General features: G+C 68.0%; 10 protein-coding genes. 4 read left to right on the forward strand and 6 right to left on the reverse strand.

From position 1 onward, the window contains the following. Entirely contained in the window at positions 1-1,431 is a 1,431-nt protein-coding gene (gene peaB / locus HU735_RS03465) for a quinohemoprotein amine dehydrogenase maturation protein (protein ID WP_186712417.1), read from the reverse strand. Between the two features lie 35 nt (positions 1,432-1,466). Then, on the reverse strand, positions 1,467-3,032 hold the full coding sequence (gene peaA, locus HU735_RS03470) for a quinohemoprotein amine dehydrogenase subunit alpha (protein WP_186712418.1): 1,566 nt from the start codon (positions 3,030-3,032) through the stop codon (positions 1,467-1,469). A 529-nt stretch (positions 3,033-3,561) separates the two neighbouring features. On the opposite strand from peaA, the gene HU735_RS03475 reads away from it, so the two are divergent. Together HU735_RS03475 and HU735_RS03480 are read left to right on the forward strand one after the other, a co-directional pair. Further along, entirely contained in the window at positions 3,562-5,055 is a 1,494-nt protein-coding gene (locus HU735_RS03475; RefSeq protein ID WP_186712419.1) for an aldehyde dehydrogenase family protein, read from the forward strand. Positions 5,056-5,155: 100 nt separating this feature from the next. Continuing rightward, the gene (locus tag HU735_RS03480) at positions 5,156-6,469 is read left to right on the forward strand and encodes a hypothetical protein (protein ID WP_186712420.1); all 1,314 of its coding nucleotides are present in this window, start codon (positions 5,156-5,158) and stop codon (positions 6,467-6,469) included. A gap of 89 nt (positions 6,470-6,558) precedes the next feature. Here the strand turns inward: HU735_RS03480 and HU735_RS03485 are convergent, their stop codons facing one another. Genes HU735_RS03485 through HU735_RS03500 form a run of 4 tightly spaced genes read right to left on the reverse strand, consistent with a single transcriptional unit; the run spans position 6,559 to position 12,152 of the window. After that, positions 6,559-7,848 (reverse strand): FAD-dependent monooxygenase, encoded by a 1,290-nt coding sequence (locus HU735_RS03485; protein ID WP_186712421.1) that lies wholly within the window; start codon positions 7,846-7,848, stop codon positions 6,559-6,561. Continuing rightward, a complete protein-coding gene (locus HU735_RS03490) occupies positions 7,841-8,518 on the reverse strand; it encodes a S8 family serine peptidase (protein ID WP_186712422.1) in 678 nt (225 codons plus the stop codon). Before HU735_RS03490 ends, HU735_RS03485 begins: the two co-directional genes overlap by 8 nt. Then, positions 8,508-10,235 carry an ABC transporter ATP-binding protein gene (locus HU735_RS03495; RefSeq protein ID WP_186712423.1) on the reverse strand — a complete coding sequence of 576 codons (1,728 nt, stop codon included), beginning with the start codon at positions 10,233-10,235 and terminating at the stop codon, positions 8,508-8,510. Before HU735_RS03495 ends, HU735_RS03490 begins: the two co-directional genes overlap by 11 nt. Positions 10,236-10,238: 3 nt before the next feature. Next, positions 10,239-12,152 carry a sigma-54-dependent Fis family transcriptional regulator gene (locus tag HU735_RS03500; RefSeq protein WP_186712424.1) on the reverse strand — a complete coding sequence of 638 codons (1,914 nt, stop codon included), beginning with the start codon at positions 12,150-12,152 and terminating at the stop codon, positions 10,239-10,241. 185 nt (positions 12,153-12,337) lie between these two features. On the opposite strand from HU735_RS03500, the gene HU735_RS03505 reads away from it, so the two are divergent. Beyond that, complete coding sequence (locus HU735_RS03505; RefSeq protein ID WP_110737734.1) at positions 12,338-12,838, forward strand: sigma-70 family RNA polymerase sigma factor; 501 nt, start codon at positions 12,338-12,340, stop codon at positions 12,836-12,838. A gap of 10 nt (positions 12,839-12,848) precedes the next feature. After that, positions 12,849-13,784 carry a FecR domain-containing protein gene (locus HU735_RS03510; RefSeq protein ID WP_186712425.1) on the forward strand — a complete coding sequence of 312 codons (936 nt, stop codon included), beginning with the start codon at positions 12,849-12,851 and terminating at the stop codon, positions 13,782-13,784. Positions 13,785-13,877 lie beyond the last annotated feature (93 nt).

Genomic DNA, 13,877 nt, shown 5'->3' on the forward strand with positions numbered 1-13,877 from the left:
TCAGTGCGCCTTCCTGGGAGTGATGTAGCGATCGATGAAGGCCGGGTTGGCGGCCATGATGCGGCTGTAGACCTCGATGCCGAAGTCGACCCAGTCGCGCATCAGCTCGCAGTAGTGGTAGGTCGGGTGCTGCGGATCGCCGTAGCGGGCATAGCTCTCGTGGTAGCAGCCGCCGGAGCACAGGTTGCGGATGCGGCAGCTGTCGCAGCCGGTGCCGCTGCGGTCCAGGCGCTGCGAGAGAAAGTCGTTGAGCTGCGCCTGCTTCACGCCCTGGCGCACGTTGCCGAAGGTCGGCAGGCTGGAGCCGGTGAAACGGTGGCACAGGTTCAGCCCGCCCTCGTGGTCCACCGCCAGCATCTTCAGCCCGGCCCCGCACGGCAGGGCCTTCTTGTGGCCCTCGTGGATATCGGTGATCAGCTGGTGCAGGTTGGAGAAACCGATGTTGCGGTGCTCCAGCGCCGCCTCCAGGTAGCGCCGGCCCAGGGCCTTCATGTTGGCGAACACTTGCACCAGCTCGTCGCCGGTGAGGTTGTAGTCGGCCATGTCGCCGGAGGTCACCGGGGCGAAACCGACCTCGGCGAACCCCAGTTCGTTGAACAGGTGGTTCCAGATGGTCTCGATATCGGTGATGCCACGGGTCAGGGTGACCCGCGCCCCCACCGGTCGGCTGCGGTAGCGTGACAGGAGCATGTCGGCCTTGCGCCGCACCACATCGTAGGTGCCCTGCCCGCCCACGGTGATGCGGTTGCGGTCGTGCACGGTCTTGGGCCCGTCGATGCTGACCGACAAACCGAAACGGTGGGCGTCGAGCCAGTCGACGATCTCCTCGGTCAGCAAGGTGGCGTTGGTGGTCATGATGAACTCGACCTGCTTGCCCGCCTCGGCGAAACGCCGCTCGCAGTAGGCCACCATGTGCTCGATCAACGCCCGGTTGGACAGCGGCTCGCCACCGAAGAACACCACGCTGTAGCGTTGCTCGTCGGGCGACTCCTTGAGCAGCATCTCCACCGAGGCCTCGGCGGTGGCCGTGTTCATCTTGCGCCCGGCCGACGGCTTGTCGAGGTCTTCCTTGTAGCAGTAGGTGCAGCTCAGGTTGCAGCCGGTGTTGACGTTGAGCACCACGGTGTTCAGCGCCGTGCGCTCGACCTGCTTCAGGGCGATCTCCGGCGTCAGCGGCGAACCGTCGCTGACCACTTCAAGGGCGATCAGCTCGCGCAGGGTTTCCTCGATGTCCTGCCCGGAAAACTGCTGGCCGAGGCGTTGCATCAGCTCCTCGGCGGAGCAGCCCTGGCGGCGCAAGGTGTCGATGATGCCGCCGGTCACCGCGTCGGCGGCGAACAGCGAACTGCTGGGGATATGGAACAGCATGCGGTCGGCATCCACCTGCACTTCGTGCAGGTTGCGTTCGACCAGGTTCAGTAGTGCGCCCATGGCGACCTCCCGGGATTCGATGCGTCAGTTGATGCCTATGGCAGTGGCGGATTGTTCCAGCGTTGCACGGTGACGATCATGTGACCCTCCCCCTGCTGGCCGCCGTCGGCGAGGGTGGCGATCACCTTCAGGTTGCCGGCGTTGTTGGTCATCATCTTGCGCGCGGGGTTGGGCCCTGCCCCGCCCGGCACGAACACGCCATCGGCCTGCATCTGCCCGGCGAACCTGACGTCCTCGTCCTCGACCGCGCGCTCGTTGAACGGCTCGACCTTCCAGCTGGCCGGCAGGTAGCCGATGCGCAGCGGCTGGCCGCTGGCGTCCCTGCCCCAGGCCTCGGCCTCGAAGCGGCCCTGGACCTTGGGCACCGAGGCGCCGTTCTCGCCGATGCGGGCAATGGAGAACGCCGGCACCACCTTGACCTCCTCGACCTTGTCGTACACCGCCAGCGTCACCCCCTTGAGCGCGCCGACCGCCACTTCACGCTGGCCGCTCGCGGCGTTCTGGGCGGCACGCGCCCTGACCCGGATCAGCGTCGGCGTCGACTCCAGCACCTCGGTCACCTCAACGCCCGCGCCCAGGTCGGGCTTGCCGGACAGGTCGCTACCCACCAGGCTGATCTCGCTGTCGCCACCGGCCTTGATGAACGCCGGCTGCACCGCCAGCAGGCGACCCTGGCCGGCTTTCGAGGCACTGAAGTCCAGGCCGCGCTCGTCGTGCTCGGCCTCGAACATGCGGCCCTTCATCTGGCCGTCGATGGCGGCGAACACCTGGCGCAGGTTGGCTTCGCCGACCTTGACGTTGCCGCGCCATTCAAAGCCGTTGTAGAGGATCGCCGAGCCGCTGCCGTTGAACGGCGTGCCGTCGGCATAGGCGCCCTTGAGCTCGACCTTGAAGGTGTCGCCCTGCTCGGCGCTAACCGTCATCACCCCGCGCACGTCACCCTTGGCCAGCATATGGCCGCTGAACGCCCACTGCCCGGCCAGGACCTTCGATTCGGGCCGCGCCTTGAGCCATTCGGCCCAGGCCGGATTGTCGAGGGGGAAGCGCTTGGCCAGGTCCGGCACCATCTGCTTGAGGGCGATATCCAGCCAGTCGCGGTCGCGGGCCTGGGCCTGGTACTCGAGGGACGGCCACTGGCCGAGGTGGAAGTTGACCAGGTGTTCCCATTCCTTGGCCGGGCGCCGCTGCAGGGCGACCCGGGCACCGGAGTGGCAGCGGCCGCACATCTGGCTGAGCTGATCGTCGAAGTGCTCGACGGTGTTCAGCCGGCGCTCCATGGCGTAGCGCACGCCCTCGGTCTCGCTGGGCGCCAGGCCCTGCTTGTCGGCCAGGTACTTGACCAGGGTGCGGCGCTCGTCGTCGCTGATCGAAAGGCCGTGCATCACCTGCATGCGGGCGATGCTCATCAGCCAGCCTTCCGGGGTCTTGCGCTGGTGGCTGATGCGGCTGTAGCTGTCGTTGCCTTCGGGGATATGGCAACCCATGCACTTGTTCTGCAACAGGCTCGGGCCCTGCTCGGCCGCCATGGCCTGGGCGGACAGCAGTGCGGTGGCGACCAGCGCCAGTGTGCCCGCCTGCCGCCGGAGTCGAGTCGTCTTCAAGGTCAGACCTCCACGGTGTTGTTCTTATCGTTATTCGCACGCTTGGATACAGCGGTGTGCATGTGACAGTTGCGATACAGGAAGTGTGCCAGTTGCAGCAAAAATGTTTTGGATCAGTGAGTTGCCTTGGTTTTGCGGGTATGGGCCAGCGTTTGGGGTTGTAGGTGAACGTCCCATTTCGCGACTGGGTGTTTCACCTTGAGACATTTGCCGGGGCTGGCAATGCCGGGGCTGCTTCGCAGCCCTATCGCGACACAAGGCCGCTCCTACAGGGATCGCGGTCTACTGTAGGAGCGGCCTTGTGTCGCGATAGGGGCGCAAAGCGCCCCCAGCACCCTCGAGCAGAACGCATAACCATGTGTATCGCATGCCGTCTCACCCGATCTCAATATGCAACAGATCAACCCTGGTTCTTTCTACTCCCAATCCGGCAAAAGCCACCGCTAGCCGGGCCTTGCCCGGCATCAGAGTCCTTTGGCACGCCCATTGCCCCAGCCCTGGTCACAACCATGACAAGAGGCACCGCCCCATGCATTCCGAACTGCCGATCCTCCCCGCCACACGCGACTTCCTCGCACGCAAGCTCAGGATGCGCATCGGCGCCGACTGGCAGGACGCCGCCAGCGGCCGCACCATGAGCTTGCGCAACCCGGCCACCGGCGAGATCCTCGGCGAGGTGCCCGCGGCCGAGGCCCAGGACGTGGACCGTGCCGTGCAGGCCGCGCGCCAGGCCTTCGACAATTCGGCCTGGAGCAGGATGCGCCCGCGTGAACGGCAGAACCTGCTGTGGCGCCTGGCCGACCTGATACAGCGCGATGCCCGGGAGCTGGCCGAGCTGGAATGCCTGAACAACGGCAAGAGCGCCGCCGTGGCCCAGGTGATGGACGTGCAGCTGGCCATCGATTTTTTGCGCTACATGGCCGGCTGGGCCACCAAGCTTGAAGGCAGCACGGTCGAGCCCTCGCTGCCGCTGATGCCCGACGATCAGTTCCACGGTTTCATCCGCCGCGAAGCGGTCGGCGTGGTCGGCGCCATCGTCGCCTGGAACTTCCCACTGCTGCTGGCCTGTTGGAAGCTCGGCCCGGCCCTGGCCACTGGCTGCACCGTGGTCCTCAAGCCTGCCGACGAAACCCCGCTGACCGCGCTGAAGCTCGCCGAGCTGGTGAGCGAGGCCGGTTACCCGGACGGCGTGTTCAACGTGATCACCGGCACCGGGCTGAACGCCGGCGCCGCCCTGAGCCGCCACCCGGGCGTGGACAAGCTGACCTTCACCGGCTCCACCGAGGTCGGCAAGCTGATCGGCAAGGCCGCCATGGACAACATGACCCGCGTCACCCTGGAGCTGGGCGGCAAGTCACCGACCATTGTCCTGCCCGACGCCAACCTGCAGGAAGCCGCCGCCGGCGCCGCCACGGCGATCTTCTTCAACCAAGGCCAGGTGTGCTGCGCCGGTTCCCGGCTGTACGTGCACCGCAAGCACTTCGACAACGTGGTGGCCGATATCGCCGACATCGCCAACGCCATGAAACTGGGCAACGGCCTGGACCCGACCGTGCAGATGGGGCCGCTGATCTCGGCCAAGCAGCAGGACCGGGTCACCGGCTACATCGACCTGGGCCGTGAGCTGGGCGCGACCATCGCCTGCGGCGGCGAAGGCTTCGGCCCGGGCTACTTCGTCAAGCCGACGGTGATCATCGACGTGGACCAGCGCCACCGCCTGGTGCAGGAGGAAATCTTCGGCCCGGTGCTGGTGGCCATGCCGTTCGACGACCTCGACGAGGTGGTGCGCATGGCCAACGACAACCCCTACGGGCTGGGCGCGAGCATCTGGTCCAACGACCTCGCCGCTGTGCACCGGATGATCCCGCGGATCAAGTCCGGGTCGGTGTGGGTGAACTGCCACAGCGCGCTGGACCCGGCGCTGCCGTTCGGCGGCTACAAGCTCTCCGGCGTCGGCCGCGAGATGGGCGCGGCGGCGATCGAGCACTACACCGAGCTGAAGTCGGTGTTGATCAAGCTCTAGCCTGAAAGCCCGTTCCCACAACAGATGGCCTTCAAGGCGTGGGAGCGGGCTTGCCCCGCGATAGAAACACCAAGACCACAATAAAAACATGGAGCACACCATGACGCACAAACTCGCCTGCACATTGGCCCTGCTGCTGGCCTCTCCCCTCACCCAGGCCCATGAACTCTACAACAACGCCGGCACCACCCTGGACGCCAACCTCGAGGCCCTGTTCGGCGTCTTCCACAGCGACGAGAGCTTCGACCAGTTCGGCAACCGCCAGCCCGGCAGCAGCAACTGGCGCGAGGGCTACGTCAAGTACGGCCTGAGCGCCAGCCAGGCCCTGGCCGACAGCGGCACGCTGTACGGTGCCTTCAGCCTGCTCAGCTCCGCCACCTGGGGCGATGGCGACGCCGCCGGTTTCACCCTCGGCAACGAGCGTCGCACCGGCGTCGAGGACGCCTACCTCGGCTGGCGCTCGGGCAACCTGTTCCCGGCCCTCGGCGAAGATGGCATCGACCTCTCCGGCGGTCGCCAGGTCATCACCCTCGGCGACGGCTTCCTGATCCAGGGCGACCCGGTCAATGCCGGCAATGTCGACCTGGGCGCCGATTTCGACCGTGGCGGCGCCTACTACCTGGCGGCGCGCAAGGCCTTCGACCGCACCGCCGTGCTGCGCCTGGGCGGCAAGCAAGGCTGGCGTGGCGACCTGATGTGGCTCAAATCAGACAACCCGTTCCAGGCCGACACCGCCATGGCGGTGGCCAACCTCGAACATGTCGCCGACGCAGGCACCGTGGGCCTGAGCTGGATCCACGGCCTGGATGTCGACCGCCGCTACGCCGAGATCCTCGGCCTGGAACACCGCGACGGCATGGACACGGTGAGCCTGCGCGGGCGCGGCAACCTGGGGGTGAAGGACCTCGAGCTGGCCGCCGAATACGTCACCCAGGACCGCACTGGCGGGCGCGAGAACGCCTGGTATCTGGAGGGCAACTGGACCTTCTCCGAAATGCCCTGGTCGCCCACCGCCACCTACCGCTTCAGCCGCTTCTCGGAGCATTTCGACCCGCTGTTCTATGGCCTGAGCCGAGGCTACGGCACCTGGTTCCAGGGCGAGGTGGCGGCCAACTACGCCGGGCCCTTCAACAGCAACACCCAGGTGCACCATGTGGCGCTCAAGGCCACGCCGCGGGAGGGCCTGACCGTGGGGGCGCTGTACTTTGACTTCGACACGCTCGAGACCGACCAGGGCAACCTGGGTGGGCGCGAGGTGGACCTGTATGTGGAGTGGATGGTCAACGAGCACTGGCTGATCAGCCCGCTGGTGGGGTTCTATACCCCACAGCGCAGTGCGCAGGATGGCGGCGTGCAGTTGGGTGGGCGGGAGAGCGGGACCTACCTGCAACTGGTGGTCGGGACGTTCTTCTAGGTCAAAGACCCTATCGCGGGGCAAGCCCGCTCCCACCGGTGCCGAGTCAAGTCGCACCGGTGGGAGCGGGCTTGCCCCGCGATGAAACTTCAGCAAAAACCCTGCTCGCGCAACCACCGCGCAACCATCGGCTGGTGCGCCTGTGTCACCAGGCGCTCCAGGCCGATGCCAGCCTGCACCCCACGCACCACCGGCGCCAGTTCGACACCCTGCAGGTGCCACACCCCCAGCGGCTGATCCACCGTCACCACTACCTCGGCCTCTGCCACCCAGCCATCACACAGCACCGGGCGTCGCTCCACCCGCACCGCCTGCCAGTCCGCCGCCGCATGCAGCGGCCGGGCATCCGGCCAATTGCGGCGGCGGGCCCAGAACGGCTGTTCACCGCGCTGCGTCTCCTGCGCGTAAAAGTCCCGGCCGATCCGGGCGAAACGCAGGAACAGCTGCTCGACCCGCGTCTGATGGAAGCGCTGTGCCAAGTCCGCCTGTCCGGGTCGTTGCAACAGGGTATTGATCACCACGGGCGCCTGCAGCGCCGAGGACAAGGACTGGAAGATGCCATTACCCGACAGCGGGTCGACCGCCATCGCGGCGTCGCCGACCCGCAGCCAGTCCGGGCCGGCGCAGTTGCCGGCGAGAATCGCCGTGCTGCTGCGCGCATGCACCTGCGCGGGAGCGAAGGCCCGCTCATCGAACAGCTGCGCCACCAGCGCCGAACCACGCCGACGCTCGGCACAGTATTCGGGCAAGGCCGCCTTGCCCGGCAGCTGCGCCGCCGTTGCGTCCAGCGTCACCTGCCAGTAGCAGCGGCCATCGGCCAGTCGCGCCATCCAGGCCCAGCCGTCGTCCAGGCTCTCCACCGCCGAGGCCGGCGTGCCGGGCGCTGCCTGCCAGAGGTTGAGCAGGCTGACGGTCTCCGGCCCGCGCAGGCGACCTTCGCTCAACGGGGCCTGGCGACCACGGGCCTCGACCAGGAAGTTACCGTGCAAGGTGCGGCCGTCGTCCAGGTGTATCCGGTACCCCTGTTCCCGCGCCACTTCGCGTACACGCCCTTCGATCACCTCGACACCGGCGCGGCGCAGGTCGTCGCGCAGGGCCTGGTCGAAACGCTGGCGATCGAGCAGGCATTCCTGGTTCGGTTGCAGCCGCTCGCCGTTCCAGTGCACCTGGCGCGTGGCCGGCGTGGTGGCCTCGGCCAGGGCGGCGCCCAGGCCCGCATGACGCAGGCCCTCCAGCACCCGCTGCGACACGCCTTCCACCGCGGCGAAACGGCGCCAGTCGGACACCACCGTGACGGGGTAGCCCATCCGGCGCAGCCCCAGCGCCGTGGCCGCGCCGGCAGGCCCGGCGCCGAGTACCAGGATGCTTGCTTCAGGCATTGATCGGCCCCTTGCGCTCAGGGCCGGCGAACGCAGCGTGGGTTCTCAGCCACCGCAACAGCGCCTCCCGGCTCATGCCGGGCTCATCGCGCAGCAGGGCCGCCACCCGGCCGCTGAATGCGGCGCAGGCCAGGCTGGCGCCTGCCCCGCCATCGCTGCCGACCGCCGCGCCGAAGTCGGCCTGGGCCGTGTCCAGCCACGACCACTGCCCGGTAGCGCAGCGGGCATCGCCGGTCACGCGGATGACCCCAGGGTAACTGGCCGGGTACACCGGCTCGCCCCGCGCCGGGCTGGAGGCGCACAGCAGCACCCCGGCGGCCACGGCCTCGGCACAGGCCTGGCGCAGCACCGGGCGGTCCTGGCGCAGGCCCAGGCTCAGGTTGACCACGCTCGCGCCGGCTTCCACCAGCCACAACAGACCAGCCGCCACCTGCAAGGCGCTGGTGCTGCCCTGCCCAGCGAATACCTGGGCCAGCAGCACAGGCTGGTCGCCGGACTCGGAGCGCAGTCTCGCCAGCACGGCGCTGCCGTGGCCCAAGGCGTCCGGCAGCGGGTCGCCCTCGCGCAACATGCCCTCTTCGAGCCAGAAGCGACGCGCATCCAGCAGGCCGGCCGCCTGCTGCGGTGAGCAGCCGCTGTCGATTACGCCAATCCAGGGTTCAGCGGCCATGGTCGGCGGGCTCCTTGCTGCGCAACTGCCCGCCGTGCAGCTCAAGGTGCAGGTCGGCGTCGGCGAGGGTCGAAGCGCGGTGGCTGATGAGAATCCGCGTGCGCCCGGCGAACAGCTGGTCGATGGCGGCGATCACCTCGCGCTCGGTGGCTTCATCCACCGCCGAGGTGGCTTCGTCCAGCACCAGGATCGCCGGTTGCTGCAGCAGCGCCCGGGCGATGGCGATGCGTTGCTTCTGCCCACCGGACAGCTGCTGGCCGCGTTCACCCAGCAAACCATCGAGCCCCAGCGGCAGGCTCTGCACCAAGCTCTCCAGGCGGGTCAGGCGCACCACCCGCTCGAGGTCGTCACGGCTGGCCTGGGGCGTGCTGTAGGCCAGGTTCTGCGCCAGGGTGCCGCGAAACAGCACGATGTCCTGACTGACCACGGCGATGCGTCGCCGCAGGGCCTGCAGGTCGAGCTCGCGCAGGTCGACGCCATCGAGCAGGATGCGTCCGCCATCGGGGTCGTAGAAGCGCTGCAACAGGTCGATCAGCGTCGACTTGCCGACACCGGAGGCGCCACTGATGGCGACCTTGGCCCCGGCCGGCAGGCAGGCATCGACCTTGTCCAGCACCCTGCCCTGGCGCCCGTCGTGGGCGAAGCACACCGCGTCCAGTCGCAGCTCGCCAGGCCCCTGCGGCATGGGCTTGGGATCATCCGCCTCGCGCACCGCGACCGCCTCCTGCTTGAGCTCCATCACCCGCCCCAGGCTCACGGCCATCCGCTGCACCGCCACGTACAGGCCCAGCAGGCTCTGCACCGGGCCGACGGCCATGCCCATGTAGGTGGAAAACGCAATCAGCGCACCCAGCTGCCAGGTCCCCTGGATCACCCACCAGCCGCCGACCAGGAACGCGCACGCCCGGCACCAGGAGGTCAGCGTGCCGGGCACCGCCTGGGTGAAGAACTCAGTGACCTGCACCTTGAGCAACTGCCCCATGTAGCCCTGGCCCAGCCGGTCGAGGCGTTCGGCCTCGCGCTGCTGCTGGCCGGCGGCCTGGATGAACTTCATCGCCGGCAGCGTCTCGACCAGGAACGACGACACGTCCGCCGAGCGCTCGCGCAGGCTGCGCACCTCGCGCTCGACCTTGCGCCGCATCCAGCGCAGCCACAGCACCTCGATCGGAATCAGCAGCGCCAGCAGCAACGACAGCTGCCAGGACAGCATCAGCATCAGGGCCACGGCACCGACCAGGCCGATCAGCGCCGACACCGCCGAGAACAGCGAGTCCACGGCAAAGCGCTGGATCTCGGCGACATCGCCGTCCAGCCGCGACAGGATGTCACCGGTGCGCCGCCGCCCGTAGAAGGTCGGCGACAGCCGTTGCAGGTGGCGGTACAGGTCGTCGCGCAGGGCGAACAGGATGCGCCCGGACAGCCGCGTGTGCAGGTAGCGGTTAACCCCGGCCAGCACGGTGCCGAGCAGGCCGGCGACGATCATGATCGCCGCCATGTGCCAGAGGGTCTGGTAGTCCTTGGCCAGCAGCCCCTCGTCGATCAGCGTCTTGACCAGCCAGGGTTGCACCAGGGCCAGCAGCGAGGCGCCCAGGGACAGCGCCAGCAGCACGCCGATGGCGCCACGGTGTGGACGCACGAAGCCATACAGCCAGGCCAGCGCCTGACGCATCAGCGCCGGGTCGCTGGATTCGATCAGCCGGGAAAACAGTCCGCCCATGGCTCAACCACGCAACTGCTTGAGCTTGCGGTACAGCGTCGCGCGACTGATGCCCAGGGCCTCGGCCGCTGCCGAGACATTGCCCTGATGGCGGGCCAGGGCGGCGCGGATCAGCTCCAGTTCGTTGTCGCGCAGGCTGCCGGACGGCGCGGCGCCGCTGGCCAGTTCATCGAGCAGGCAGTCGGTGAGGTGGTCGAGGGTCAGCACCTGCTCGCCCTCCTCGCGCATCGCCAGGGCGGTGCGCACCACCATCTCCAGCTGGCGGATGTTGCCCGGCCAGTCGAAGTTCTCCAGCAGTGCCACCAAGGGCGCATCGAGGCTCACGCCCCTGGCCCCGGACTTGTCCAGCAGGCCCTGGATGAGCGTCGCCAGGTCGCCGCGCTCGCGCAGTGCCGGCAGGCGCAGGGATACGCCGTTGACCCGGTAGTAGAGGTCTTCGCGGAACTGCTGGTCGGCGACCAGGCGCTTGAGGTCACGGTGGGTGGCGCAGATCAGCGCCACATCGATGTCCTGCTCGTCACCGGCCCCCAGCGGCGCCACCCGGCGCTCCTGCAGGACACGCAACAGGCGCGCCTGCAAGGCCAGTGGCATGTCGCCGATCTCGTCGAGGAACAGCGTGCCGCCATGGGCCTGCATCAGCCGTCCGACCATGCCGCCGCGACGCGAACCGGTGAAGGCACCCTCGCGGTAACCGAACAGCTCGGACTCGATCAGGCCCTCGGGAATCGCCGCGCAGTTGACCGCCACGAACGGCTTGTCGGCCCGCGGGCCAGCCTGGTGCAGGGCACGGGCGGCAACTTCCTTGCCGGTACCGGTTTCGCCCAACAGCAGCACCGGCAAGCCATTGGCCAGGCCCTGGCGGGCCATGCGCAGGGCCCGTGCCAGGCGTGAGTCACCACCGGCCAGGGCCTCCAGGGCCTGGGCCTTGGCCGGTTCGGCCGGCCTGGCGGCGCGCGTCGGATCACTGATACGGCCATGCCGTGGCAGCTGCAAGGCACGGAAAAAGAATTCGCCCTTGGCGGTCTGCACGCTGCTGACACCGCCCTGCCACAGGCGGGCAATGAATGCCGGCGAACGCTCGCCCAGCAGGTCGCTGCTGCGCCGCCCAAGCAGTGTCTGGCGCGGCATCTGCAGCAACTGGCAGGCGTTGTCGTTGGCCGCCAGCACCTCGCCCTCCAAGCTCAGCGCCAATAGGCCCTGCCAGGCGCTGGCCAGGTACTGCGGCCGACTGTGGAAGGCCAGCACCAGGTGCTCGGGGTGATACAGCCCGAACAACCGGCTTTCGATATTGCCGGCGGCCAGCAGCAGCGTGGAAAGGCTGTCCTGGGGCTGGGCCATGACGCCTTCGCGGGTCACGTCGAGCACACCGATCACCTCGCCACGCGGATCGCGCAGGGGCACCGAAGTGCAGGAGAACGGGCTGAGCCGGTCGAGATAGTGCTCGCCGCAGTTGATCAGGGTCGGCTGACCCTCGACCACCGCCGTGCCGATGGCGTTGGTGCCACGCAGGGCCTCGCTCCAGCAACTGCCCGGGTGCAGGTCGCGCAGGCCCTCGCGCTCGAGTGTCTGCTTCTGGCCCTCGATGGCCAGCACGTTGGCCTGGGCGTCGCCGAGGATGACGATGCCGCTCTTGCCCTGGCGCTTGACCAGGTAATCCAGTTCGGGGGTGACCGCGTCGATCAGCAGCCGGTTGTGCTCCAGCAGCGCGCGCAGGTCCAGGCCATGGCGGATGCCCAGGCCCACCTGCTCGCCCTGCAGGCAGTCCAGTCCATGGCCGAGGCTGCGGCGCCAGGAGGCGTCGATCTCGTCACGCAGCATGCCGGTGGGCAGCTCGCCTTCATTGGCCAGCTTCAGGCGGACCAGGCGGGATTGCTGCAGCGGGTCGTTGGCGTTTGTTGTTGGAAGTTGTCTCGCCATTGCGTGCTCCAGGGGTGCCCCGCTCGGGCGGGGCAATGGGCATCGGATTTTTCGGCAGTGTGCGTCAGAATTCGTTGGCAGTCATCTAGTACGCACAAGCCACGCCAGCAGCCGTGGACCTTGCAATCCCCCCGCCGCACCGAGACAATGCGAGCAATTACCATTTACATCATGGATCCCGCTCTATGTCGACGCTCGACCGCTCGGCGCTGCACCAGCTGTACAGCGAAAACAACGGCTGGTTGAAAAGCTGGTTGCGCGCGCGCCTGGGCAATGCCGCCGATGCGTCCGACCTGGCCCACGACACCTTCCTGCGGGTCATGACCGCCCGTAACCAGGCCCCTATCCGCGAGCCGCGCAGCTACCTCAGTGCCATCGCCCGCGCGCTGCTGATCGACAAGGTTCGCCGCCGCGCCATCGAGCAGGCCTACCTGCAGGCCCTGGCCCTGCGACCCGAACCGGTCGAGGTGTCGCCGGAGATTCGCCTGTCGATCATCGAGATGCTGGTATCGGTCGATGCAATGCTCGACGAGCTCGGCCCCAGGACCCGCGACATCTTCCTCGCGGTGCAACTGGAAGGGCTGACCTATGCGGCGGTCGCCGAACGCTTCGACGTCTCGATCACCACGGTGAAAAACCACCTGATCCGGGCCATGACCCGCTGCCTGCTGGTGGTCGAGAGCTGAGGGCTGGTCAATGGATATGAAGACACTCGAAGCGGCCGCGACCTGGTACGTGCAGCTCAATGACGGTGATGCCGACACTGCACGGACCCAGGCCTGGCAGACGTGGCTGGCCGCAAGCCCGGCGCATGCCGAAGCCTGGGCGCGGGTGGAGAAGCTCCAGCGGCAATGGGCGATGGTGCCGCGCCAGGCCGCGCTGTCGGGCCTGGGCGCGGCCCAGGCGCAGCGTCGCGACGTGCTGAAAGTATTGGGCATGCTGCTGGCCATCGGCGGCGGCACCTGGCTGGCCAGCGAGCAGGTGCCCTACCGCGCCCTGCTCGCCCAGCAGCGCACCGGCACCGGCGAGCGGCGCTCGCTGCGCCTGGAGGATGGCTCGCAGCTGGAGCTGAACGTCGACACCGCGCTGGATGTGCGTTTCGATGCGCAGGTACGGGCGATCCAGCTGTACTGCGGCGAGATCCTGGTCAGCACCGCCAGCGACCCCGCCCGGCGCCCGTTCATCGTGCACACCGACAACGGCAGTGTGCGGGCGCTGGGTACGCGGTTCAGTGTGCGTCAGCTGGCGGAGCAGACACGGGTCGGGGTGTTGCAGTCGGCCGTCGAGATACGCCCCCGGCACCACCTCGACCAGGTGCTGCGCCTGGACGCCGGACAACAGGCCGGCTTCGACCGCGACACCTTCGCCCGCGCCCAGCCCCTGCCCGCCGACTCGACGGCCTGGGTCCAGGGCATGCTCAGCGTCAACGACTGGCGCCTGGGCGACTTCATCGACGAGCTGGGCCGCTACCGAAGCGGGGTGCTGCGCTGCGCCCCGGCCATTCGCGGCATGAGCATTTCCGGCTCGTTCCGCATCGACGACACCGACATCGCCCTGGCGAACCTGCCCAAATCCCTGCCGGTGAAGCTGCGCTACCTGAGCCGCTACTGGGTCAGCGTGGAACCTGCCTAAGTCCTGAACGAAAAAAGTTTTCCGCAATCTTGCTGATTTCGATTCTCGTCCGTCCATGACACAAGCCGCGACGACAGCGACTTTCCGCCATGA

Source organism: Pseudomonas sp. BW16M2 (genome assembly GCF_014268865.1).
In the GTDB taxonomy this organism is placed as follows: domain Bacteria; phylum Pseudomonadota; class Gammaproteobacteria; order Pseudomonadales; family Pseudomonadaceae; genus Aquipseudomonas; species Aquipseudomonas peradeniyensis.